Source organism: Vibrio sp. 1562 (assembly GCF_033340155.1).
In the GTDB taxonomy this organism is placed as follows: domain Bacteria; phylum Pseudomonadota; class Gammaproteobacteria; order Enterobacterales; family Vibrionaceae; genus Vibrio; species Vibrio alginolyticus.
In genome coordinates, this window is record NZ_JAWOVY010000558.1 from 1 (window position 1) to 593 (window position 593).

General features: G+C 43.8%; 1 pseudogene. It reads right to left on the reverse strand.

The features are described from left to right. Positions 1-593: pseudogene (locus R7Z49_RS26385) on the reverse strand (polymer-forming cytoskeletal protein); the annotation flags it as partial.

The window sequence follows — 593 nt, forward strand, 5'->3', positions numbered from 1 at the left end:
TAGCACGCACCGTTCAGTGCGGTAGATGCAGCTTTGGACTCCGTCGTGCCGTAAACCGCCATATCATCAATAAGCAGAGAACTGTGCGCCACAATATCACCGACGACGAAATGTTGTTGGAAAGGGTGCTTCGTCTTGAGATGCAATTGATGGCCTTTTGATTCAATGGTGCCACAAACGTTAGCATTGAATATATCGGTCGTACTGTGAGTCAAAATTTTACCAATAATGGTGTTGTACTTACCGTCAATATGAAGCGTCGACCCCGTTAGCACTATATCCCCATCGATGAGAACATTATGCAGTTTTGTTGGGTAGGCCGACAGAAGGTCACCATAAATAACAGTGTGTTTGTTTTGGTAATCGTCGAGGTTTGATGCTTTCTCATTGTTAACTGTTAATCCGGTAGCGAGGGCGTGTAGAGAGATACGTTTATTGGGTTCACCAATCGTATTATTCCCCTCTAACACAATGCCATAATCTGCTTTTAACGTTATCTCTTTTTCCGGTAATGAGGAGACAATTTTATCACCAGCGGGTAGGACTAGTTTCCCTGTACAGCGATAAGTCGTGCCATCGCTTTCGATACTAAA